This is a genomic window from Variovorax sp. 01N429 (assembly GCF_056399425.1).
In genome coordinates, this window is sequence record NZ_JBFTRG010000002.1 from 215,426 (window position 1) to 235,329 (window position 19,904).

A 19,904-nucleotide genomic window follows, 5' to 3' on the forward strand; every position below is an offset into this window, starting at 1 on the left:
TTCCGCGGTATTTCCCGACGAGGCTATGACGACGCTGGCGGTTCGACTCAGGCGTTCAGGGCATCTTCCGGTGCTGGCGGGTGCCTTGTGTACGGTCGCGCTGCTGCTGATCGGGAGTCTCTATTCGAAGAACTTCCTGTCGGTCGACTACCTGCTGCTGCAGTTGCAGATCGCATCGTTCCTCGGCGTGATCGCGACGGGCGCCATGCTGGTCATCCTCTTGGGCGGTATCGATCTTTCGGTGCCATGGCTGGTCACCGTGGGCGGAATGATGTCGGCGGCCGCGGCAGGCTGGTGGGGCGGCGCGGGTGAGGTGCTTGCGATTCCCTTCGGCATTCTGTGTGGTGCCGCGCTCGGGTTGCTCAACGGCATCGGCGTGGCCTACCTGCGCGTGCCGTCGATGATCTTCACGCTCGGCATCAACGCGGTCGCGCAAGGCCTGATCGTGGTGCAGACCGGCGGCTTCGCGCCGCAGGACCGCGCGACGCCTGCCATGCACCTGATCGCCACGGGCCGATCGCTGCTCGGCATTCCGAACGCACTGCTGGTGTGGATCGCCGTTGGTGCAGCCACGATGTTCATGCTGCATCGCACGACGCTGGGCCGGGCGATCTATGCCGTCGGCAATCGCGAGCGTGCCGCGTACCTGTCGGGCATCGACACGCGCCGCGTGACCCTGCTGTGCTTCGTCATTGCCGGCGCCTGCTCGGCCGCGTGCGGCGTGCTGCTGACCGGCTATTCGACCAAGGCTTATCAGGCCATGGGCGATGCCTATCAGCTGCCCGCCATCGCCGCGGTCGTGCTCGGCGGCACGAACATCCTGGGCGGCCAAGGCTCGTATCTCGGGACCGTCGTCGGCGTCATACTCATTACCCTGCTGCAATCCATTCTGTCGGTGATGCAGATTCCTGAGATGGGCCGCCAGGTCACCTATGGCGTGGTGATCATCGCGATGCTGCTGGTGTACGGACGCGGCCGCCGCCAATCGAACTGACCAGACCCGCAATCAAACAGAGGAGCGCCACATGACCATCGAAATCGCACCCGGCGTCGAGATGATCGACCCTCGATTCCGCAAGCTCGTTTTTCCCAACGCACAGATCGAAAAGCTCTACACCGGCTGCCGATGGTCCGAAGGGCCGGCATGGTTCGCGGCGGGCCGCTACCTCGTGTGGTCAGACATCCCCAACGACCGCATGATGCGCTGGGACGAAACGGACGGCTCCGTGTCGGTCTTCCGCCAACCCGCGATGAACACCAACGGCCACACCGTCGATCAGCAGGGACGCCTCGTCTCGTGCGAGCACCGCGGACGCTGCGTGTCGCGCACCGAGCACGACGGCACGCGCACCGTGCTCGCTTCGCATTTCGAGGGCAAGCGCTTCAACTCGCCCAACGACGTGGTCGTCAAATCGGACGGCAGCATCTGGTTTTCCGACCCGAGCTACGGCATCGACAGCGACTACGAAGGCGATGCCGCGCCAAGCGAGATCGGCGACCGCTGCATCTATCGCATCGAAGCCGACCTCAGCGCCATCACACGCGTCGCCGATGGCTTCGTGCAGCCCAACGGATTGGCTTTCTCGCCGGACGAACAATGGCTGTATGTCGCCGACACAGGCGCCACGCACGTGCCGGACGGACCGCGTCACATCCGGCGTTTTCGCGTCCGGGACGACGGCCGCACCGTGACCGGAGGCGACGTGTTCGCGCAATGCGAGGACGGCCTTTTCGACGGCTTCAGAGTGGACACGAACGGCAACCTGTGGACCAGCGCGGGTGCCGGCGTGCACTGCTACACACCCGATGGCGAACTGATCGGAAAAATCCACCTGCCCGAAGCCGTCGCCAACGTTTGCTTTGGCGGGCGCAAGCTCAACCGCTTGTTCATTTGCGCGACGACCTCGCTTTACGCCGTCTACCTGAACGCCCGCTCGGCGGCGCGCCCGACCATCGTGTGATCCGCCAAGCGCCGGAGCTGTACGTCTGGCTCGCGCCAGATGCCGCAGTGCAGGCTGCGCTGGACGCCTATCGGCATCAATGGACGTCGCCCCAGGGAAGTCGCCTGCCCAAGTCGCATCGCATGCACCTCACGTTGTCCTTGCTCGGCACACGCACCGCCGACGAGATCGAGGACATCGGCAAAGCACTGGCTGGCCTGCAGGAGAGCAGCCTTGAACTCACGCTCGACAGGCCGGCCGTGTGGTCGCGCGGCATCGTCGTGGTTTGTCCTGCCGAGCATGCGGGATTGATGCAGCTGCATGCTGCCGTCGGCCAGGCCATCTCGCCTTGGGCGCGGCCCGCTGCATGGAAGCCGCACATCACGATCGCCCGGCGCGCTCAGGGCGCGGAGGCCCCGCCGATGGCCCCTGTGCGCTGGCACGTGCGGGAGTTCTTGTTCGTGCGATCGTGGTTGCCGCCCTACCCTGTGCAGCACGAGGTGCTGGGGCGTTATGCGCTGACTCCCTGAGCTTGGCGCGAACAACCCGAAGCGGCATATTTCGACCCAGACCGACTGTAGAATCCACGCCGCTGCGGGCGTAGTTCAATGGCAGAACGGCAGCTTCCCAAGCTTCATACGAGGGTTCGATTCCCTTCGCCCGCTCCACATCGCTGATCCATTGCAGACCACAGGCCGCCAAAAGCGGCCTTTTTCATTGGGGAAAGCTAAAATCCACCTGTCCATGCTGATCCATGCTGATCCATGGAAATCCGCAGAAATGGGGGTACAGATGGGGGCTTTTTCCAATCCACACCTCCTGATGGCTCCCAAACTTCCTGAAAAGGGAATCCAAACAAGGTGTGAGATGGCGAAATTAATCCGACCCCTGACCGACGCGGCCTGCAAGAACGCGAAGGCAATTGATCCGGCCACCCGCAAACCAGCCGTGCGCAAGGTCTATGACGGTCAAGGTCTGTACTTGCAAATCAACCCGACCGGCAGCAAGCTCTGGCGGCTCAAGTACCAGTCACCAGACGGGAAGGAGCGCACCCTGGCGCTCGGGGCCTATCCCGATGTGTCACTGACCGATGCGCGCGAAAAGCGCGTCGAGGCCCGCAAGATGCTCGCGCAGCAGCAGGACCCGGTGCGCCAACGCAAGCTCGATCGCTTGACCGCGGCCACCCGTGCCGCGGCCACCTACGAACTGGTGGCGCGCGAGTTGCATGAGCGCAACCCGTTGGACTGGCAGGACGCCCACCGCGAGAAGTGGCTGGCGATGCAGGCCAAGCACCTCTTTCCGAAGATCGGGCGTCTTCCGGCGGCTGACATCACCGCGCCGGTTCTACTCGCACCGCTCCTGGCCATCGACAAGCTGGGTCGTCACGAGACGGCGACCAGTCTGCGCCAGTATGCCGGTCAGGTGCTGCGCTATGCCGTGCAGACCGGGCGTGCTGAACGGGACATATCCGGCGACCTGCGCGGCGCGATCAGAGCGCCGCTCCAGCGCAACTATGCAGCCGTCACTTCGGTGACCGAGCTGCCCGGCCTGTTGCGTGCCATCCACTCGTATAGCGGGACGGCCATCACGCGCGAGGCCCTGTGGCTGTCCGCCCTGCTCTTTCAACGTCCCGGCAACATCCGCGCTATGCAGTGGGAATGGGTGGACCTGAAGGCTCAGACTGTCACCATCCCGAGCGCGGAGATGAAGCGTTCGAAGCGCGCAAAGGTTCAGGGCAAGCCCCACATAGTCCCCCTCAGCCCCCAGGCGGTGGAATGCCTGCAGAGGCTGGAGCACCTGACCGGCCACGGCGTCTATGTCTTCCCCTCGGCACGCACTGGTGAGCGGCCCATGAGTGACGGCACGGTGAATGCCGCCCTGCAGCGCCTTGGCTACAAAGATGAAATGACCGCGCACGGGTTCCGCGCAATGGCACGCACGGTCCTTGCTGAGCACCACGACATCCCCGAGGCGGTGCTGGAGGAGCTGCTGGGCCATGCCAAGCAGACCGCGCTCGGAACCGCCTACGACCGCACCACGTGGGACAAGCAGCGCAAGGCTGCAATGACGGCTTGGGGCAACTACCTCGAAGGACTCACGAAGCCGAAGCCGAGAGCGCAAGCGCAGCAGAAGGTGGTGCGCATCGGGGCCGCAGCGTGACCCCCGCCGATGAAGCATTGATTGCCACGACGCTGCGTCAACGTGAGCTAGCCGAGGACCTTGTGGTGGAACTTCTTGATGCACATGGCGGGGATGCTCTGTCCGCCCTCTGCGAAGCGGCGCGGAAGATCGTGGCCGCGCAACATCTTGAGGAAGTGCTGGCAGATCAACAGGCGCACCTGTTAGTGGAACAGCTGCCCAGAATGTTGACCGAGAGTCAGCTTTATGGGGGCCGAATCGCACGCCTCAGGCAAGCACGGGGTGCCGCTGACGCGGCCCACAAGGAAGACAGGCAGATCCGTGACGAGGTGTTCGAGTGGTTCGATGCCAACTACGAGCCGGGCATGACGCTGGAGGACTTGACTGACGCCTGCATGACCGCACGGTTGGCGGCGCTGGCGCGTACCACCATGCGCAAATACGCCACAAAATGGAAGGCACGACAGGGTCGCTCGAAAAAATAAAGTCTCACTCTTGCTGAGCAGAGGTTCACTCCTGCTGAGCAGAGGGGCTTCCGTCATGGTTCTGCATGCCATTCAATGGCACCCATGACCACCGCCGCTTCTTCTTTCCCCTCCTCCAAAACCGGCACCATCGCGCCGACCGCTGGAGGTCCACGCTGGACAAAGGGTGACCGCGTGCAGCCGCTTGAACTGCTGTACGTGGACGATGCGCTGCTGACCACCGCAACCGTGCTGGTTCTCACAGGTGACAGCAAGAGCACCCTGCGGCGGAAGATGCTGGCCGGAATCTTCCCGAAGCCAATCACGCCCGGTGATCGCGACAACCGCTGGGTCGCATGGCAAGTGCGTGCATATCTGCGCGGGCAAGCGGAGTCCCGCGGGATCGCACAACCGGAACGGGCTGCTGCATGACCACCGAGACCGGCCCACCCGGTTGATGCGCAGCCAAACCCCACTTTTCGCATAGCGCGCACGCAGAGCGCACACGGGAAAAAGGAAACGGGCCAGCGCGAGCCGGCCCGAAGGGAAGCATTCACGCCCGGTGCAAACGGGCGGCCTGGAGGAGTCCATGCAATGAACCCCGAGCGACGTGAATATAGCGCCAAGCGCCCTCCACTGCGCAGGCTTGGCAAGCGGGAGCGCCAGCAGTTCCACCTGGCAGCGCTGGGTGCGAAGCCTGCAGGCAGGCCCCAGGAGGGCGCAGGCGCGCGTGACACGACCCAGGGCAGGCCAGTGGTGCGGCAGGCCGCTCCAGCGCCTCGGAGGGGCTCCTGATGACGGGCCGCGAAACTCTGCCGCTCGCCTGGGACCAACGGATCAAGTGGATCGAAGAGCAGATCGCGCAGCAGATGCAGCAGACCGTTGAGGCGCAAGTCGATTACCTCCGTCTGCTGGCCTTCGTGAAGGATGGACCGCCTGTTTTCGGCACCGGGTTGCGCATCGTCGTCGCGAGCCCCGAGCTGCTGCAGATGCTGGCATCGTTGATCGAGGCCCAGGCTGTTGCTCGGCTCATTGCCGAAGAGCGTCCGTCATGACTGAGCTACGTCAGCTCGCCCGCTTCAGGAGGCACGCGCATCATGTCGTTTGACCTCGTCAGGCAGGTGCTCGATCGCAGTCGGTTTCGCGGTCAGCCGCTGCACCTGCTCACTCTCGTGTTCATCGCAGATGAGACGATGCATCGCACCGGCAAGCCCTTGGCGACTCGTAAGTCATTGATGGCAGACACCGGCGCGTCTGATGGTCGTATGCGCGAGGTGCTGCGCGACCTCATGCAATCGGGCGAGGTGGTCGGCACTGGCGGCGGTCGGGGCAACGTCGCCACATACGCCTTGAATGTAACGGTGCTGTCTGCGCAATCGTGTCCCCGACTGTTCGGAGCGGACCCTAAACCTGCTGCCCTGGCAGCAGGTAAAGACGACAAACATGCTGGCGCGGCAGCAGGTCTAGCGTTCCAACAAGATGCAAACATGCTGCTCGGGCAGCAGAAACATGCTGCTCGGCCACGTAAACATGCTGCCCGGGCAGCACCCTCTAATAAAGACCAAGGTATTACCAAGGAAGACCAAGGAGGAAGAGCGCGTGCGCGCATGCGCGAGGACAACTCGGCGCGCAACATCGCGATTGCAGCGCGCGCTGTCGCGCACGTCCCCCCGAAGAAAGATGTAACGGCAATGGTCCAGAAACCCGAAGACGTCGAACAGCAGACATGGGAGGACTGGATCGCACTGCGCAAGGCCAAGCGGGCACCCATCACGACGACGGTACTCAAGGGCGCAAGGGCCGAAGCCGAGAAGGCTGGCATGACGTTCGACGCGTTCCTGAGCGAATGGGTGATGCGTGGGTCGCAGGGTCTGAAGGCCGAGTGGCTGACTGACCACAAAGGCATGCGCCCGCGCAACGGCTGGGGAAGCAGCAGCCCCGCCGACGAGGCCGTCAATGTCCTTCCGGTGTTCGAGCCCGAGCCTCCACCTTTCACACCGGAGCAGGCAGAGAGGTTCGCCAAGGTCAAGGACGAATACGGCCCCAACTCTGGAATTGGTGATGGAGAGTACGTCGCATACCAGCTATGGAAAAGGCAAGGCCGGTGACCAGCATGAAAGACGCAGAAGGAACAACGAACATGACCTACGACGAGCGCCTGCATGCTGCTGCTCAGGCTTGGGCTGCTGCCTACCGAGCCCGACAGGAGGCGTCGAGCATCAAGCGCCGCACGTTTGCCGCCACCCGTGCTCGGGATCACCGATTTGGCGGTCTCTCCGCTGAAGTGGAGACTTCCGCACAAGTCACTGAGGCCCGCGCCGCATTGCGTGCCGCCGAGAAGGCGCTGCTGCAGATCGTCGATCCGAAACCCATCACGTTGAAGGCCAGAGCCCGCGAGGTCAAAGACGGGCCGGTGCTGCTGATTGAGCGATAGCCGATCTGGGGGCGGGCTCGGTGGCGGGGGGCAGGTGTCTAGCTCACACGCGAGCCGGTGACCCCTTGCATTGCTCGCTAAAGAATCTTTTTTTCGACAAAAAAGGACCGGCCCCGGCAGGCCGCACCGCCGCCCAAAACCGGCCTATGAAGGCCTCCACGACCTCCGTTGATTGCCGCTGATGACCCGGGTGTCCTGCCTCACGGGGTCAATCCCGGGAATCCCCGGCTTTGATTCGGCGCGGGCTTGATGCGCTCGTATCGTAGGAGTCGGGAAGCAAGATCGGTCGAAAATTCGACACATCTCCTCGAAATTGAGGCGATAGGCAGGCCACATACGCCCGGAGGCATCGGGCAAAAAGATCGACGCAAAATTGCGCTGATCTTCGAGTCCCTGCGCCAATGCTTGATAGCGATGGGCTGTCTGCCGCGTCATGCCGTTGTCGGCCAGAGCTTGCGCATAGGGTGAAGTAGGTTGCGTCACAGCGTTGGACATAACCTCGTGCTGATTGCGTCCCGAGGGATTCGGTGCCTCTGCCCTCACCAGCTCCGCGAGGAGCTGCCCGCTGCGTTTCTCTGCGCGTAGGCGCACCAGGGGGCCAATTGCTTGGCAATTCGTCCTTCACCGCCTATGCTTACCGCTGCGAAAACCTGCGGCAACGGTGGTCCGGCCAGATGTAAAACCGGCTTCAGGGGTCCTCTCGAAAGGAACCCTCATCATGAACCGGCATGCCGCCCTTCCTGCGCTTCAACGCATCGCAGACCTCCCCCACTCCATCACCGCATCGAGCCACCTCGGCGAGCAGCCCGAGAAGCGCAAAGCCGTGCCCACCTTGGGCCAGATGCTCCGCGCAAAGCTCGCGGAGCAAGAGCACCGCCCGCGCAGCGATCAGGAGGGCTCCAGCTTCGGCGAGCAGCTCCGCCGCAAGCTCGCGCAATCTGGCACGAATGGGGTCCGGCCATGAGCGCGCTGCCTTCCCTGCTCGCTTCGCGCGACGAGCTGCACCTCATCGAGCGTTCATCCACTGCCGCTGCCACCCGCAGCCTGCTGCAGGCCATCGCGGTGATCGCACGCGCAGGTGCACGCAACCGCTCGGTGGCCGAGGCCACCTCAGTACTGGCTGGCCGCGAGCAGGACGGGGCGTTGCGTGCCGTGGTGGGCTTTGTCACCCGCGTGCAGGACCCGGCGATGACGAACGTCGCGGGCTGGGCGCAGGAGCTGGTGCCAGAAGTCATCAGCGAGGTGCTGGACCTTGCCGCCCAAGAGGGCTCGACGGTGGCGCGGCTGCCATTGACTCGTGTCGATCTTGCAGACGGCACCGCCAAGATTCCGATGCGGACCTCGCGTGGCTTAGGAGCGACGTTCCGCGGCGAGGGCCAACCCATACGCATCGGCGGCCTGAGTCTCACCAGTGCAGTGCTGGAGGGGCGCAGCCTGGGCGTCATTGCCACTGCCAGCTCCGAGGCGATCACGGCAGCCTCGGACGCGATGCTGCAGCGCATGATTCGCATCGGCATGATCGCGGACACTGCCTTCGCGCTGGACGCCGCCTTTTTCGATGACGTGCCGCGTGATGCCATTCGCCCCGAAGGCCTCCAGTACGGCATCGACCCCGCAGACACTGCCGTGTCCTCGGGCACCACGCTGGAGGCGCTCACCACCGACATGAGCGCGCGCCTCAAGCAGCTCCATGCACGCGGCCTGGGCGGCGTTAAATCGAGCGTCGTATGGGCGATGCATGCCGACCGTGAAACGGCGTTGATGGGCCTGTCTGATGAGCTGCGCCTTCGTGGCACGTTCCTGGGCGTGCCAGTCCTCTCCTCGCTCGCGGTGCCGAGCGATGTCATCTTCCTGATCGATGGCAGAGGCATCGGATTCGCAAGCGATGTGCCGAGCTTCGAGTCGGCAAGCGAAGTCACGCTGCATGAGGACGATGGCGCACCGAACACCGACCACAAGACCGGCGCGTCGGTGCTGCCCATCGCCTCAGGCGTCTCGGGTGCTGGCGCCATCAGTGCAGCTCCGACGCGCAGTGTTTTTCAAACGAACTGCACGGCGGTTCGAGGGGTGTGGGAAATTGATTGGAGCGTGCTGCAGCAGGGTGCGGTGCAGACCATCACGGGGGTCGCGCTATGACCGTGGCCTATCTTCAACGCGATGGCGCTGCGCTCGCCTCCTTGAACAAGATGATTCGCTCGGACGGTCGCGGCCCGTTGCTCGTCAGCGATCCGACCGGGCGGCAACACAAGGTCGCAGCAAGCCGGATGGACATTGCCGAGCTGATCGCAAGCGGCATCGCGACGATGCCCCCGCCACGGGTGCGCGCCGTCCTCAGCGAAGACGTGTTTGTGGACGTCCTGGGGCAGGCCCTCGTGCCGCTGTCGCGGCGTGTCTCCGCGCTCGAAAGTGCGAAGGCGCCAGCAGCCAGTGCTGCGCGGCATCTGTCTCCCCGTGTTCGCGCTGCGCTCGGACGCGCTGAAGGTGCCCTTGCCCGCGCCGCAGTGGTCCTGGCCTGACCCCGTGCGTGCACCATCGGAGGCCCCCATGTTGCAAAGCACGCTGTGGCCGCCTGTCCACCAGTGCGGTGACGCACGCGTGGCGATCCTGATCGCACTGCTACAAGCCGACGCCACCTCCACCGCAGCCCTTCTGGCCGCGGAGGGCAAGGGCTCGCGGGAGGACCGTCTTGTGAGGCTGGCAGACCACCTGGCACGTCGCCTCGGGGCGCAGCCTCCAGCGCCCTACGTATCCAAAGGGTGAACCATGGTGCGGCATCGCGACCCCCCCGACCTCGGCCTTAGAGCGCGACTGGCACCACAGGAGGAGGACCACCGCCGCGCCTGCACTCTGGTCGAAGTGGGGGTCGCCCTGGGTGTCAGCACCCCGCGTGCCCGACAGATCGAGCAGCGGGCACTGCAGCACTTCTCAGAGCGGCTGGCCGTGCGCATGGCCGTTGAGGGATGGCAGGTGACGGACCTGCTGCCCGATGACACTTAGTTTTGCGGTAAGTCTTGCTCCTCGCCATTTCTTGCCAGTTCACAGAACCAGACCTGTGCCAGCCACTGCTGGCCCTCCTGCTCGATCCCTGTAAAGCTGATCGTGTCGTTGAAGCACGACTTGAGGGTTGGTCTGAACAGCACGCCATAGGGCAGCGGCTTGTGCCCCGGCGTGCTTTCGCACAGGTACAACCTGTCGCGCTCGAAATGCAGCATCCCCTTCACCCACTCCTGCGCGTGGAAGTCGCTCTCGGTCAGCTCAACGCCGTATCGAAAACGCCGCTTCATTTGCACCCTCATAGTACTGGATGAGCATACAGTACAGTCAGAACTCAGATGTGCGAAATTCGCACGCATTCAAACGAGAATCCGAAATACATGTCCCACCTCCGCCACCTCTCCGTCTGGGTCGATGAGCCTGACCCAGGGCATTTTTTCTGGGTGCTGCACGAGAGCAGCGAGGACGGCAGCGTCTGGGTGGACATCGAATCGAGCGCGCAGCCCTTCCTCTCATGGGCGCAGGCGTTCAATGAGGGCTGCATGGAACTGTTCAGGTTCGTGTCCGACGATCAACTCGGACCTCGCGCGCCGGGCGAAGACGAAGACGCGGCGCCGGTGGGCTAAGCCATCATGGACATCTTGAACAAACGCTTCGCGGACTTTCAGCAGTACATCGGTCACGACATCGATAGCGAGGACGACGACGATGACGCAGTGCTGTTTGAGTCGCTCCCCCTTGTCGGCATGGTCGTGCTGCAGTTCAACATGCTGGAGAACTCGATCGACAGCGCGATCTGCGCGGCGATCAACGATCGCACCGACGCGGTCGGCCTGCTGGTGATCGACGGCATGGGATTCGTGCAGAAGGTCGAGTTGTACCGACGACTGTGCGAGAACCTGCACGCCACTGTCCCCGGCCCCGTGGCGTCCTTTGCTGGCCTCGCTGCGCGGCTCAAGGACGTTGCTACGCTGCGCAATCATGTCGTGCATGCCAACTGGATCACCAGCGACACGCAGGGCTACACGTACACGCGGATGCAAATCAAGCGCGGAGGCATGCAGCAGGAGTACGTCCAACTGACGCCCGAAGCGATGAGAAAAGTCGGCGATGAAATCAAGGGGGCGTCGGATCAGCTTCACGCCTATTTGGAAGAGCGCGACGAACTGCTGCGCGACAAGCCGCGAGCGCCGTCACTGCCGGCTACGCAATCATGACGATGAGCCCTGAACTGCAGCATGACTACGACCTCCTGCAGAACGAGGTCGGCGCCCTGCGTTATCGACTGGGTGAATACGTCGCGCTGTTCGTCTCCTCTCGCGAGCGCATCGATCTTCTCAACGCCGTTGCGGGGGTGTTCTTTCGGATGCTCAGCGAGACGTTGTGGGGCGACATGCTGATGCACCTCGGGCGAATCACCGACCCTGCGACCCAGGGCCGATTCGTCAACTTGAGCCTGGAACGCCTGTCGCAGACCGTGGACGCCTCGTACAAACCCGCCGTGATGACCGCCGTCGAAGCGGCCATTCAGGCTGCAGGGTTCGCCCGCGATGGGCGCAACAAGGTCTATGCGCACAGGGACCTCGACACGGTCAGAGACCCCCAGGGCTCGAACATCACTCTCGGCAGCGTTGATCAAATGGGTGAGGCCATCGCGGCGTGCGAAGCTGCTCTCGATACCGTAGCGCGCTGTTACGGGGCCAACCGAGGCACCTACTTTCATGACATCCGCATCGGCATTGCCAAAGACATGCTGCGGACGCTCGAAGCGGGGCACACGGCGCAGTACGCCGAACAGGTCACCAAGGTGCAACAGGCATTCGACAAGACGTCGGCTTCGAAGGACTGACGGCCATGTGCACCCGCTACATCAGCGCGACAGACCGCGAGATCGAGGCCGTCTGGAAGATCGACCGCCGCAACAACAACCTGTGGCCGCGCCAGTTGTTCCCGCGCGCGTCGGGGCCGTTCATTCGTCGCGCGAAGGACGCCGTCGGCTACGAGCGCGAACTGGTCGTCGGGCAGTGGGCGCTGGTGCCCTGGTTCGCCAAGACCGCCAAGCTGCCCTATGCGACGGTGAACGCGCGCGGCGAGGAACTGGAAGCCAAGGCCAGCTACAAGCTCCCATGGGCGCGCGGGCAACGCTGCATCATCCCGGCCGAGTCCTTCGACGAGCCCAACTGGGAGAGCGGCAAGAACGTCTGGTGGCGCTTCGCGCGCGCCGACGGCGCGCCCTGGGGCATCGCCGGGCTGTGGAACACCTGGGTCGACAAGACCAGCGGCGAGATCGTCGAGAGCTACACCATGCTCACGCTCAACGCCGACGCGCACCCGCTGATGAGCCGCTTGCACAAGCCCGATCCGAAGCTAGGCTCCGATCAGCAGGACAAGCGTTCGCTAGTGCTGCTTGAGCCGTCGGACTTCGATCGCTGGCTGGCCGGTACGGTAGAGGAGGCAAAGGCGCTGATGCAGTTGACGCCTGTCGAGGTGTTCACTGCAGGTCGGGAATTGGAGACGCAATAGTGATTAAAAAAAGAAGCTGGATTCCCGTCCTCGTCGTGGTGGCGGCGGTAGCTGCTGCGTTGGTCTACTCTGACTCGATCAGGGGACTGCTGCGTGCAATCCCGGCAGTCGGCTGGGCCGCCGCATTCGGAGCCGTTGTCGCGGCTGTGATCAGTTTGGCTGGCGTCGTCGCATCGAATTACAGTTCAATGACACGCCTCCGCGAGCAGCACCAGTTCGACCGTGAAGAAAACATTGCTCAGCGTCAGCACGACGCAGACGAAGCTGGGCGAGTACGTGACCACGAGGCGGCGCAGAGCACGCAGAACCGCAAGGCAGAGATACGGCGGGCGGTTTATATCGAAGCCATCGAGGCGACGTTGATGACTCTCAGCTACATCGGCAGTCTTTTCGCACGCCCCCCTTCCTCCGACGGATCAGACGAGCAGGCCAGCCTGAGTTTTCTAAAGGCGAGCGCCAAGATTTGGCTGGTTGCCGAGACCGATGCTGCACTGCACGCAAGAGAATTGGCTGCCCTCATGACGGAGGCTTCGACGAGCGCCCAAATTCGCGCTGCACCGTTGCGACAAAGCCTCGCTGCAATTCGCAGCATCGAAGAAAGGATTGCGCGCGCAGAGGCTGAGGTGCGCCGCATCGAGACGAAAATCGCCGAGACCTCGGAGCAGTTGCGCCCGCCGACTGAATTGGAAGCAGTACAAAACTCATGGAAGGTTGCGAACCAGTGGCTGGAGACGTTGCGCCAGACTCTTGCCCGCATGCACGCTGATCGAACACCGCAAATCTTGACGTACATACGCGTGACGATGGCCGAACTGAAACCCGTGCAAGAAGGTCTGGTGAAGCTTGTGAGCCAATTGCGCACTGAAATTCACCTTGGTGGCAATCACGAGGAGTTCGCTGCCCAACTGGTGACCATCGAACGACGCATGCGGAACATCTTCAACAAGGCGTTCGGCTTTGGCCCGGAGCACCCGGACAGGTTCTAGGCAGCCAACCTCAATCACCACTTCTGGTCTGGCGCCATTCGGTGATTTGTTCGCCGTCGTCATGCATGCGGCCCCGCTTCGGCTAACAGTGATTGCGCACAGGTGCAGAAAAGACAAACGGCACCCGGAGGTGCCGCTGCCCGCCTGCAGATGGGAACGCATGTGCGGTGCTGTTCGTCTGGTCATTGGCATGCCCGCGAGGGCTGGTGCAAACGCCCGGTCGGCGGGCGCGCAAGGCGATGATAGTCGTCGGGACACTTGGAGTGGCCTGGCAGACCGTTTGCCTCGAAAATGACGGGACCTTTTGATGAAACCATGGGCAACCGCAACAGGCCACCGCAGGAAGTCCGCGCCGCCGTCAGGCTCGCGGTGCTGGTGAAGTCCAACGACCTCACAGGGGCGCGGAGGCTTGCCGATCAGGTGATCGAGCAGCAGCCAGAAGCGGGAAGCCGAACGGTCTGAGCTGTTGCGCGGCCCTGACAGCAGCCGTCAAAGGCACCAATTAATAAGGGCATTTCTCAGGGCATAAACATCCAAATCGAATTGCACTTACTAGGAACCATGCGGGTTCCCAGCCCTTATTGGATTCCCTTCGCCCGCTCCACATCTCACAGCCTCCGCTTCCGATCACAAGAGATCGGCAAGATCAGCCCGAGCTTCTTCTTCCCTCGACCAGGGAATGACCCAGGCTTGCAAAGTCCCGTTGAAAGACAGATAGCCCAAGCCCAGCAGGCGAGCGCGGTGCGGATCTGAGTTGCCCTTCAGCAGAAACGATCTTTTATACGGCTCAAGGGTCAACTTGGCGGCATCCGCCGTTTGCGAAGGCTTCGGCGCTTTGCGGCTGCGTGCAACTGCAGAAGCTTTTGCAATCGGCACGTGCTCCGGTTCGACTTCTTCGACGCTGTCCTGAAATGATTTCAGCTGATTAATTAGCCGAAGAATCTGCATACAGGCCGGATTTACCGCTGCTTCCCAATTCGAATCGCTCCGGCCAGACTCATACTTTGTCGGATTCACACCGAAAAGATCGGTAGGCAGCCGCATCTTCTCCAGATCGGGCACGAGGAAAAAGCAACGCTCCGGGCCGAGTCGACCGATGAACAAGCCAAGCTCAAAAAGGACGTTGTCCCTGACGACCTTGTCTGTGTTGTCTCGCATCATCGAGACATCGTCCGGACTAAACACGAAGATCGCGAAATCGGACGTTCGCAATATCCGCATCAAGTCAATGAGCGTGGAGGACGATGGCTGAAACACTCCGTCTTTCCAAACGGTGCATTCAGTCTCGGAGGTGAGATTCGAGTGAATCGCGTTGGCAATTGCAAGACCCTCCCTGGAGGATCCAATGAATATTTTTGGCTTCATGAGAGCTTTTTAAACAAGCTCAGAGATCCTACACACGGCTGGCGACAACCAAACTGTAAATGGCGGTTTTGATAGTCAAAAAGGATGCCTCTCTGAATTTGGAAACGCATTCCGCCAGCCGCTCCGAGTCGGACGCTGGCTTGGCGGATGTGTAGGAACCCGCAGCCACCGCTGTGGCTGCCTCAATCCGCAGTGCCCGAGCCTGGCGCATCCAGCACGATGCGCCCGGCCGTGAGCGTGTTGACAGTGGCGGCCGGTATCTCCATGAGGATGGTCGCCCGCTCGGCCACCATGTGCGCCGTGAGATGCAGCACCGGGCGCTCCTCCAGGTCGTGCATCAGCCGCACCAGCTTGAGCAAGGGGCCGCCCACCTCGGTCTGTAGCAGCGCGGCACGCTGAGGGTCGGCCACGGTGGCACTGATCTCCTGCACCACTCGGCCGAACTTCACGCCCTGGGCCATCAGGATCTCGTAGAGCGCACGTTTCTTCAGCGCGGCCTCGGTCGCGCGGCGGCCAATGGCCACGGGCACCCAGGCATCGGTCAGCATCGCAGGCATGCCGTCGCGGTTGGAGCGCACGCGCAGCGCATGCACCGCCTTCTCGGCGGGTACCAGTTCGAGGAGCCGCGCCACGTCGGCTGGCGGCACGGTCTGCACCACGTCCAACACGCGCACCACCGTCTCGATCGCCGTCTTGCGCAGACTGTCGATCACGCCCAGGCTCGGCGCCGGCCGCCACGACGCGCCAGCGCCTCCCCGCACGAAGGTACCGCGGCCGTGGCGTCGCTCCACCAGCCCGAGCGCGGCCAAGTCACTCAGCGCACGCCGCACTGTGATGCGGGAGACACCGAAACGCTCGCACAACTGCTCCTCGCCCGGCAGTGCGCCACTGGCGAACAGACCTCGGGAAATCTCGTCACGCAGTACCAGGAAGATTTGCCGGTGCAGCGCCGTGCCGCGTGCGCTGTTCATGGGGTTTGCCGCCGTCTCGGTGTTCATGAGGCGCGAGCATAGCCTGTTGACTTGTCGTTATGTTGTGATATTCTCAATACAACTAGAACGACACAAGACGACCCATGAGCCATCCCGCCTCGCTTCTTCGACAACTGCTGGCCGCCCCCGGCATGGTGATTGCCCCTGGTGCCTACGACGGCATCGGCGCGCGGCTGATCGAGCAGGCAGGGTTCCAGGCGGTCTACATGACCGGAGCCGGCACTTCCGCAGCGCGCGGCTTTCCCGACTTCGGCCTGCTGGACATGAGCGAGATGGTCGGCAATGCCGCCACGATCGCGCGCTCCATCTCGGTGCCGCTCATCGCCGATGCCGACACTGGCTATGGCAACGAGCTGAACGTCACGCGCACGGTGCGCGAATACGAGTCGCGGGGTGTGGCTGCCATCCACATCGAGGACCAGGTCTCGCCCAAGCGTTGCGGCCATCTCGCCGGCAAGGAGGTGGTCTCGCGTGAAGACTTCATCTCCAAGATCCGCGCCGCCGTAGAGGCACGAAGCACCAAGTACTTCATCGTCATTGCCCGCACCGACGCGCGGGCCGTGTTGTCGCTGGACGAAGCGGTGTGGCGCGCCAACGCGGCGCTCGACGCCGGCGCCGACATGGCCTTCGTCGAAGCCACGCAGACGATCGAGGAAGTCGCCGCGGTGCCGAGGCAGGTAAAAGGCCCTTGCCTGCTCAACGTGGTGCCCGGCGGCCGCACGCCCATCTTCGACCTGCGGCAAGCGCAAGAGATGGGCTACAAGCTCGCGATCCTTCCGGGACTAATGCTCAAGGCGGCCATCGAGGCCGGTGACGCAGCGCTGGCCGAACTCAAGCGTACCCATCAGGCGCCTGCTGTAACGCAGAGCGTGGCCCAGACCTTCCGCCGGTTCGGCGCCGACGAGTGGGACGCGCTGCGAACCCGCTTCAACGCCGGCGCCACCATGGAGCAGCAGAAATGACCGCGCGCACCCTGTTCGACAAACTCTGGGACGCGCATGTGGTGCGCGACCTGGGCGACGGCTGGGCTCTGCTGCACATCGACCGCCATCTGCTGCACGACCTCTCGGGACCGCCCGCGTTGGGCGAGGTCGCTGCGCGCGGCCTGGCCCTGCACAACCCCGAGTTGGTCTTTGCCACGCCGGATCACGCCGTCTCCAGCCAGCCCGGCCGGGTTGCGACCACATTTCCGCTCGGCGGGCGGCTGCATGGCGCGCTCAAGCAGCTCAGCCACAAGATGCAGGTGCGCATGTTCGATCTGGGCGAGCGCGGCCAAGGGATCGTGCATGTCATGGGACCGGAACTGGGCATCGTGCTGCCCGGCCTCACCGTGATCTGCGGCGACAGCCATACATGCACCAATGGCGGCCTGGGCGCGATGGCCTTCGGCGTGGGTTCTTCCGAAAGCACGCACGCGCTGACAACCCAGACGCTGCGCCAGCAGAAGCCTCGGCAGATGCGCGTGCACGTCGAAGGTCGATTGCGCGCACTCGTCAGTGCCAAGGATCTCGGGCTGCACATCATCGGCAGGCTCGGCGCAGCTGCGGGCGTGGCCCACGCCATCGAGTTCGCCGGTCCGGCGATCGAGGCGATGGAAGTGGAGGCGCGGCTGACCCTGTGCAACCTGTCGGTGGAACTCGGTGCGCGCTTCGGGCTGGTGGCGCCTGACGAGCGCACCTTCGACTATCTGCGCGGCCGCCCATTCGCACCGCAAGGCGCCGATTTCGACGCGGCCGTCGCGCAGTGGCGCGAGCTGCACAGCGACCAGGACGCACGCTTCGACCGCGAGGTAGTGATCGACGCGGACGCGGTACGTCCCACCATCACATGGGGCACGAGTCCTGAACACGCCATCGCCGTCGACGGATGCGTGCCCGACCCGCAGACCGCCGGCAGCGATGCGCAGCGCGACAACATCCGCGCCGCGCTGGACTACATGGGACTTGCGCCGGGACAGAAGATCGCCGGCACGCCCGTGGACTGGGTCTTCATCGGCTCCTGCGCCAACGCGCGTCTGTCGGACCTGCGCGCTGCCGCCGAGGTGGTGCGTGGCCGCAGGATTGCACCGGGTGTGAATGCGTGGATCGTGCCCGGCTCCGAGAACGTGAAGCGTGAAGCGGAGGCCGAAGGCCTGCGCGAAGTGTTCGAGGCCGCCGGCTTCTCCTGGCGCGAACCCGGCTGCAGCATGTGCGTCGCGGCCAATGGCGAGCAGGTGCCGCCTCAGCAGCGCTCGGTCTCCACCTCCAATCGCAACTTCGTCGGCCGCCAGGGGCCCGGTGCGCGTACCCACCTCGCCAGCCCGGCGATGGCCGCCGCAGCCGCGATCGCGGGCGCCATCTGCGACGTCGGATCGTTGGAGGCTGCATGAGCATGCAACCCTTTGTCCGCATCAACGGCGCCGCTGCGCACCTGCCGCGCGCCAATGTCGATACCGACGTGATCGTCCGCATCGAGCGTCTGACCACGCTCACGCGCGACCAGCTCGGTCCCTATGCACTGGAGGCGCTGCGCTACCTGGAGGACGGCAGCGAAGACCCCGGCTTCGTGCTCAACCGCTCCCCCTTCCGCGGCGCGCCCATCCTGCTGGCCGGAGAGAACTTCGGCTGCGGTTCGTCGCGCGAAGGCGCGGTGTGGGCGCTGATGGGGATGGGCATCCGCTGCGTGATCGCGCCCAGCTTCGGCGACATCTTCTTCAACAACTGCTATCAGAACGGGGTGCTCGCGCTTCGCCTGCCGGCCTCGGAGATCGACGCGCTCGCCGCAGCGTGCGCGGACGGCTCGTCGCTCACCGTGGACCTGCAGGGCTGCACGCTCAGGCACGAGGCCGTCGGGACGCAGACCTTCACCGTCGATCCGCTGCGGCGCGAAGCCCTGCTGCTTGGCCTGGACGACATCGGTCTCACGCTCAAGGACGACGCTTTGATCCGCGCCTGGCAGTCAGCCGACCGGCAGCGCAGGCCCTGGGCTTGGCCGCTATCAGCGCCGGGCCGATAGCACCGGTAGCACCTTGAGCCAAGGCCTCGGGAACAAAGAAAACACAAGACATGGAGACACACGAATGAAAGCAGGAAGCAAGGCACGAACACATCCACCGACGTCCATCGCAATAGCGGCACTCGCCGTAGCGGCGATGCTTGCCAGCCCCTTGGCCCACGCGCAGGCCGCATGGAAGCCCGAGCATGCGGTTTCACTCGTGGTGCCCTATACGCCTGGCGGCGGCACCGACGCCACTGCGCGGGCCGTGGCGCGCCGCCTGGGCGAACTGTGGGGTCAGCCGGTGGTGGTGGAGAACATGGCCGGCGCCGACGGCCTGATCGGCACGCGCAGGGTGATGGAGGCCAGGCCGGACGGCTACACGCTTCTGCTGCAGGTGCCTTCCATCGTGGTCACCAAGCATGTGCCCGGCCTGAAGGGCGTGGATCCGCTCGCGCGCCTGACACCGGTCACGGCTGTTTCGATCTCGCCCGCTGCCATCGTGGCCAGCGCCAAGCTGCCGGCGAAGACGCTCGGCGAATTCATCAGCTACTGCAAGACCGCGAGCACGCCCTGCTCGCTGGCCAGCGGCGAAAACCTGGCGCGTGTGTCAGCCAAGCAGTTGGCGGCAGAGACTGGCATTCCGAATCTCATCGTCGTCAACTACAAGGGCACAGGCGCGATCGTGACGGACATGATCGCCAACAACGTGAACATGGCCTTCACGGGCATCACCGCCGCGCTGCCGCACTACAAAGCGGGCACGCTCAGGATCTTCGCCACGCAAGGCAAGAAGCGCGCAGCCGCACTGCCCGATGTGCCCACCACCGCGGAGGCCGGCTACCCCCAATTCCAGTCGGTCACCTGGTATGGCCTGTTTGCGCCCCAGGGCACGCCGGCCCATGTGACGCAAGGCATTGTCAGTGCGATGCGCGAAGCGGTGAAGGACCCCGAGGTCCAGAAGACCATTGCCGCCGCAGGCGCCGAACCGCTGGTGAACACGCCTGCCGAGTTCGCCGCGCAGATCCGCGAAGACAGCGAGCGCATGGATGCGCTTGTGAAGCTCTACCCACTCGAATGAAGGGAGGCGAACG

26 protein-coding genes and 1 tRNA gene are annotated in these 19,904 nt (G+C 63.8%); 24 read left to right on the forward strand and 3 right to left on the reverse strand.

Going from position 1 to position 19,904, the window contains the following annotated elements; translation table 11 throughout:
• The first annotated feature begins 25 nt into the window (after positions 1 to 25).
• The 14 genes from AC1DSF_RS04225 to AC1DSF_RS04290 all read left to right on the forward strand — a co-directional run bounded on the left by AC1DSF_RS04225 (position 26) and on the right by AC1DSF_RS04290 (position 9,974).
• Positions 26 to 994: an ABC transporter permease gene (locus AC1DSF_RS04225; RefSeq protein WP_478123629.1), complete on the forward strand. Its 969-nt coding sequence runs from the start codon at positions 26 to 28 to the stop codon at positions 992 to 994.
• Positions 995 to 1,025: 31 nt separating this feature from the next.
• On the forward strand, positions 1,026 to 1,961 hold the full coding sequence (locus AC1DSF_RS04230) for an SMP-30/gluconolactonase/LRE family protein (protein ID WP_478123630.1): 936 nt from the start codon (positions 1,026 to 1,028) through the stop codon (positions 1,959 to 1,961).
• Positions 1,958 to 2,470: a 2'-5' RNA ligase family protein gene (locus tag AC1DSF_RS04235; RefSeq protein ID WP_478123631.1), complete on the forward strand. Its 513-nt coding sequence runs from the start codon at positions 1,958 to 1,960 to the stop codon at positions 2,468 to 2,470. Before AC1DSF_RS04230 ends, AC1DSF_RS04235 begins: the two co-directional genes overlap by 4 nt.
• 64 nt (positions 2,471 to 2,534) lie before the next feature.
• Positions 2,535 to 2,608: transfer RNA gene (locus AC1DSF_RS04240), tRNA-Gly, on the forward strand.
• 76 nt (positions 2,609 to 2,684) lie between these two features.
• Positions 2,685 to 4,100 (forward strand): tyrosine-type recombinase/integrase, encoded by a 1,416-nt coding sequence (locus tag AC1DSF_RS04245; RefSeq protein WP_478182359.1) that lies wholly within the window; start codon positions 2,685 to 2,687, stop codon positions 4,098 to 4,100.
• Complete coding sequence (locus tag AC1DSF_RS04250; protein ID WP_478182360.1) at positions 4,097 to 4,564, forward strand: hypothetical protein; 468 nt, start codon at positions 4,097 to 4,099, stop codon at positions 4,562 to 4,564. Before AC1DSF_RS04245 ends, AC1DSF_RS04250 begins: the two co-directional genes overlap by 4 nt.
• Before the next feature lie 84 nt (positions 4,565 to 4,648).
• Positions 4,649 to 4,975, forward strand: coding sequence for a helix-turn-helix transcriptional regulator (locus AC1DSF_RS04255; protein ID WP_478182361.1), 327 nt, complete (start codon positions 4,649 to 4,651; stop codon positions 4,973 to 4,975).
• Positions 4,976 to 5,337: 362 nt separating this feature from the next.
• Positions 5,338 to 5,598, forward strand: coding sequence for a hypothetical protein (locus AC1DSF_RS04260; RefSeq protein WP_478182362.1), 261 nt, complete (start codon positions 5,338 to 5,340; stop codon positions 5,596 to 5,598).
• 42 nt (positions 5,599 to 5,640) lie between these two features.
• On the forward strand, positions 5,641 to 6,651 hold the full coding sequence (locus tag AC1DSF_RS04265; protein WP_478182363.1) for a hypothetical protein: 1,011 nt from the start codon (positions 5,641 to 5,643) through the stop codon (positions 6,649 to 6,651).
• A 32-nt stretch (positions 6,652 to 6,683) separates the two neighbouring features.
• The gene (locus AC1DSF_RS04270) at positions 6,684 to 6,977 is read left to right on the forward strand and encodes a hypothetical protein (protein WP_478182364.1); all 294 of its coding nucleotides are present in this window, start codon (positions 6,684 to 6,686) and stop codon (positions 6,975 to 6,977) included.
• A gap of 718 nt (positions 6,978 to 7,695) precedes the next feature.
• Entirely contained in the window at positions 7,696 to 7,941 is a 246-nt protein-coding gene (locus AC1DSF_RS04275) for a hypothetical protein (protein WP_478182365.1), read from the forward strand.
• Positions 7,938 to 9,113 (forward strand): hypothetical protein, encoded by a 1,176-nt coding sequence (locus AC1DSF_RS04280; RefSeq protein ID WP_478182366.1) that lies wholly within the window; start codon positions 7,938 to 7,940, stop codon positions 9,111 to 9,113. Before AC1DSF_RS04275 ends, AC1DSF_RS04280 begins: the two co-directional genes overlap by 4 nt.
• 2 nt (positions 9,114 to 9,115) lie before the next feature.
• Positions 9,116 to 9,493, forward strand: coding sequence for a hypothetical protein (locus AC1DSF_RS04285; protein WP_478182367.1), 378 nt, complete (start codon positions 9,116 to 9,118; stop codon positions 9,491 to 9,493).
• A 247-nt stretch (positions 9,494 to 9,740) separates the two neighbouring features.
• Entirely contained in the window at positions 9,741 to 9,974 is a 234-nt protein-coding gene (locus AC1DSF_RS04290) for a sigma factor-like helix-turn-helix DNA-binding protein (RefSeq protein ID WP_478182368.1), read from the forward strand.
• On the opposite strand, the gene AC1DSF_RS04295 is transcribed toward AC1DSF_RS04290, so the two are convergent.
• Positions 9,971 to 10,261: a hypothetical protein gene (locus AC1DSF_RS04295; protein ID WP_478182369.1), complete on the reverse strand. Its 291-nt coding sequence runs from the start codon at positions 10,259 to 10,261 to the stop codon at positions 9,971 to 9,973. The two genes, AC1DSF_RS04290 and AC1DSF_RS04295, sit on opposite strands and share 4 nt — an antisense overlap.
• Before the next feature lie 90 nt (positions 10,262 to 10,351).
• On the opposite strand from AC1DSF_RS04295, the gene AC1DSF_RS04300 reads away from it, so the two are divergent.
• The 6 genes from AC1DSF_RS04300 to AC1DSF_RS04325 all read left to right on the forward strand — a co-directional run bounded on the left by AC1DSF_RS04300 (position 10,352) and on the right by AC1DSF_RS04325 (position 13,942).
• Complete coding sequence (locus AC1DSF_RS04300) at positions 10,352 to 10,597, forward strand: hypothetical protein (RefSeq protein ID WP_478182370.1); 246 nt, start codon at positions 10,352 to 10,354, stop codon at positions 10,595 to 10,597.
• Positions 10,598 to 10,603: 6 nt separating this feature from the next.
• Entirely contained in the window at positions 10,604 to 11,188 is a 585-nt protein-coding gene (locus tag AC1DSF_RS04305; protein ID WP_478182371.1) for a hypothetical protein, read from the forward strand.
• Positions 11,185 to 11,820: an AbiU2 domain-containing protein gene (locus AC1DSF_RS04310; RefSeq protein WP_478182372.1), complete on the forward strand. Its 636-nt coding sequence runs from the start codon at positions 11,185 to 11,187 to the stop codon at positions 11,818 to 11,820. Before AC1DSF_RS04305 ends, AC1DSF_RS04310 begins: the two co-directional genes overlap by 4 nt.
• A 5-nt stretch (positions 11,821 to 11,825) precedes the next feature.
• The gene (locus AC1DSF_RS04315) at positions 11,826 to 12,494 is read left to right on the forward strand and encodes an SOS response-associated peptidase (RefSeq protein ID WP_478182373.1); all 669 of its coding nucleotides are present in this window, start codon (positions 11,826 to 11,828) and stop codon (positions 12,492 to 12,494) included.
• A complete protein-coding gene (locus AC1DSF_RS04320) occupies positions 12,494 to 13,480 on the forward strand; it encodes a hypothetical protein (RefSeq protein ID WP_478182374.1) in 987 nt (328 codons plus the stop codon). Before AC1DSF_RS04315 ends, AC1DSF_RS04320 begins: the two co-directional genes overlap by 1 nt.
• A gap of 315 nt (positions 13,481 to 13,795) precedes the next feature.
• Positions 13,796 to 13,942, forward strand: coding sequence for a hypothetical protein (locus tag AC1DSF_RS04325; RefSeq protein WP_478182375.1), 147 nt, complete (start codon positions 13,796 to 13,798; stop codon positions 13,940 to 13,942).
• A 165-nt stretch (positions 13,943 to 14,107) separates the two neighbouring features.
• On the opposite strand, the gene AC1DSF_RS04330 is transcribed toward AC1DSF_RS04325, so the two are convergent.
• Positions 14,108 to 14,845: a TIR domain-containing protein gene (locus AC1DSF_RS04330; RefSeq protein WP_478123632.1), complete on the reverse strand. Its 738-nt coding sequence runs from the start codon at positions 14,843 to 14,845 to the stop codon at positions 14,108 to 14,110.
• A 182-nt stretch (positions 14,846 to 15,027) separates the two neighbouring features.
• Positions 15,028 to 15,816 (reverse strand): GntR family transcriptional regulator, encoded by a 789-nt coding sequence (locus tag AC1DSF_RS04335; protein WP_478182376.1) that lies wholly within the window; start codon positions 15,814 to 15,816, stop codon positions 15,028 to 15,030.
• Positions 15,817 to 15,920: 104 nt separating this feature from the next.
• On the opposite strand from AC1DSF_RS04335, the gene AC1DSF_RS04340 reads away from it, so the two are divergent.
• The 4 genes from AC1DSF_RS04340 to AC1DSF_RS04355 all read left to right on the forward strand — a co-directional run bounded on the left by AC1DSF_RS04340 (position 15,921) and on the right by AC1DSF_RS04355 (position 19,891).
• The gene (locus AC1DSF_RS04340; protein WP_478123634.1) at positions 15,921 to 16,799 is read left to right on the forward strand and encodes an isocitrate lyase/PEP mutase family protein; all 879 of its coding nucleotides are present in this window, start codon (positions 15,921 to 15,923) and stop codon (positions 16,797 to 16,799) included.
• Positions 16,796 to 18,205, forward strand: coding sequence for a 3-isopropylmalate dehydratase large subunit (gene leuC / locus AC1DSF_RS04345; RefSeq protein ID WP_478123635.1), 1,410 nt, complete (start codon positions 16,796 to 16,798; stop codon positions 18,203 to 18,205). Before AC1DSF_RS04340 ends, leuC begins: the two co-directional genes overlap by 4 nt.
• A gap of 2 nt (positions 18,206 to 18,207) precedes the next feature.
• Positions 18,208 to 18,831, forward strand: coding sequence for a 3-isopropylmalate dehydratase small subunit (gene leuD, locus AC1DSF_RS04350; RefSeq protein WP_478123982.1), 624 nt, complete (start codon positions 18,208 to 18,210; stop codon positions 18,829 to 18,831).
• 64 nt (positions 18,832 to 18,895) lie between these two features.
• Positions 18,896 to 19,891 carry a Bug family tripartite tricarboxylate transporter substrate binding protein gene (locus tag AC1DSF_RS04355; protein WP_478123636.1) on the forward strand — a complete coding sequence of 332 codons (996 nt, stop codon included), beginning with the start codon at positions 18,896 to 18,898 and terminating at the stop codon, positions 19,889 to 19,891.
• The last annotated feature ends 13 nt before the right edge of the window (positions 19,892 to 19,904 follow it).